Below are 2136 nucleotides of genomic sequence, written 5' to 3'. Positions count from 1 at the left end.
TCGAGATTGAGTACCGCAAGAAGCAAGAAGAGCTGGCCCGGCTCAGGGGCGAGGCCCGCCCCATCGAGTGGGGCAGCCAGATTCGGAGCTATGTGCTGGACAAGCAGTACATCAAGGACCACCGCACTGGTGAGATGCGCCACGACCCCGAGAACGTGCTGGACGGCGACCTGGAAAGCCTGATCTGGGCGGGGCTCGAGTGGAAGGCCGGTAGGCGAGAGACCGTAGCGGCTACCGAGGAAGAATAGAGCGCTCTTCACATTTTTTGAGCCATCCGGCAATAAAAAGTCTTGTCCTGGACAGAACAGTTGCCGCCCGGATGGGCGACAACGTCTGTGAAGGGCGCGATAACGGCGCCCAAATCTTAAGCCCTGGCCTCCCTTTCTCACCCAAGCCCGGCAGCTCGATGCCATACCATCAAAGTATGGCGCCGGTGAGAAAGGTATACAGCGGGGTGCCCACGCTCGAGCTGCACGGCCTGGCGTTGGTGAGCGACCTTGATGGCCTGCAGGCCCATCTTGTCCTCGACGCGCCCTGGGGTTTTGCCCTTCGGGAATCAGAAGCCTGGCCGCGCCCGGTGCTGGTGCTCACCGGCAACCCCTGCCCCCACTACCTACGCGACCTTTTGGAGCACGACCCCGACGGCCTGATTGCCACCCCGGTGGGGCCTGAGGAGGTCAGGGAAGCCCTGCACCGCGTGGCTAAAGGCCACAAGATCCGCTACCTTCCCGAACTGGAGCCCGACCCCCTCTGCCCCCGCGAACGTGAAATTCTGCGTCTGGTAGCGCTAGGAATGACCAACGCCGAACTGGAAAACCGTTTTGGCCTGAAGGCCAAAACGGTTAAGAACTACGTTTGCAACATTCTGGACAAACTGGGTATGAAAAGTCGCGTAGAGGTAGCGCTTTATTACTTTGGGGTGCATCCAATGCTTTACACCTGGAGCCAAACAGGACATTGTCCCGAGTAGAGCACGGACTTGGACTCTTTTAGGCAGCACTGCGTCAGGCCTACTCTGGGAGTTGGATGGTAAAAGGTGAGGGTAAAAGTATGAGGTGGTTTTTTACTCTCCTGATGTTCGCGCTTATCGGCTCAAGTGGCCTGGCACAAGAGGGATACCATTGCGACCCGGTCTCAACAAGTTTCGTGAAGGATGTGAAGCCCGATAACGCAGAGCTTGATCCAGGGGGCGGAGGTACCGGCGGCGGCTCGGGAGGGGGTGGTGGAGGTGGTTCGGTAAACCCCGGCAATCCCGGTTCAGGCGGTGGAGGTTGTAATGTCGTTTGTGAACGTGTTTGCCAGTTGGTAAGCGCTCTATCTTGCGCAGGCGCCTCCCCCAGTTGTGGCCCAAACGCGCCTTTTTGCGCAGCCGGTTGTACAGTTGTCTTGTTCTGGGCTTGCCAGGACATTTGCAATTGCAGACCTAGGTGAAGTCAGTTCTCGACTGCCTAAAATACAAGAAGGAAGCTTTACACTGAGTTATAATCCCTGGCTCGCAAGGACAAACGCTTAGGCTCGCGCTCCATCCGGGAGGTAATCGCATGAATGTAAGAAGGTACATTTCGGGGGTAATCGCCGTGGTATTCGTTTTGCTTGGCCCGCAAGCCTTGGCAAGCTTCGTTCCCCAACTTGAACTGAGAGAAATGCAAGGGCTGGCGCTTGCAACGTATGGCCTTGGCCACACACTTGGTTTATTCACTTCTGCATCTTACAGGCGTTGGCAAGGTTTCCCCTACACCTATGGCTTCAATGGCATGATTATGTTCTTGAGTTCTGTCTGGATCATTCGAACCGCGTTCGTTATTGAACGTTCCCTAGGAACGCCGATACTGTTAACCGCGCTGGCGGCGAGCACTTTACCTTTTCTTGTGGGATTTTTGCTCAGTCGACTTGAAATAGACCGAGAAACAGTCAAAAGTTAGATAAGGAATATTAGGCCTATGCCAGATAACTCCAGTGAACTCGTCGAGGTCAGCATTGCATCATGACCCTGCCAAAAAAATTTTTACTAGAGCCTGCTAAGAAGCCATACGTAAACCATCAAGAACTTTCGGTAAGAGCAGAATCGAGAAGGCCAACCAATGAAACCCCTTGAGGGTCTCGGCAAGCCGCTCGTAGTCACGGGCCAGACGGCGA

At 55.3% G+C, this 2136-nt stretch carries 2 protein-coding genes and 1 pseudogene; all 3 read left to right on the top strand.

Translation table 11 applies throughout. The features are described from left to right. Positions 1-248 (top strand): annotated as a pseudogene (prfB, locus tag DV704_RS12045) (peptide chain release factor 2); the annotation flags it as partial. A 176-nt stretch (positions 249-424) separates the two neighbouring features. Further along, positions 425-970 (top strand): response regulator transcription factor, encoded by a 546-nt coding sequence (locus DV704_RS12040; RefSeq protein ID WP_114799816.1) that lies wholly within the window; start codon positions 425-427, stop codon positions 968-970. A 571-nt stretch (positions 971-1541) separates the two neighbouring features. Then, on the top strand, positions 1542-1922 hold the full coding sequence (locus DV704_RS12125; RefSeq protein ID WP_158539627.1) for a hypothetical protein: 381 nt from the start codon (positions 1542-1544) through the stop codon (positions 1920-1922). The last annotated feature ends 214 nt before the right edge of the window (positions 1923-2136 follow it).

It is taken from the genome of Meiothermus sp. QL-1 (assembly GCF_003351145.1).
Lineage (GTDB): Bacteria > Deinococcota > Deinococci > Deinococcales > Thermaceae > Meiothermus.
Note: the sequence above shows the minus strand (reverse complement) of the source record. Positions and strands in the feature narration are given on the sequence as shown.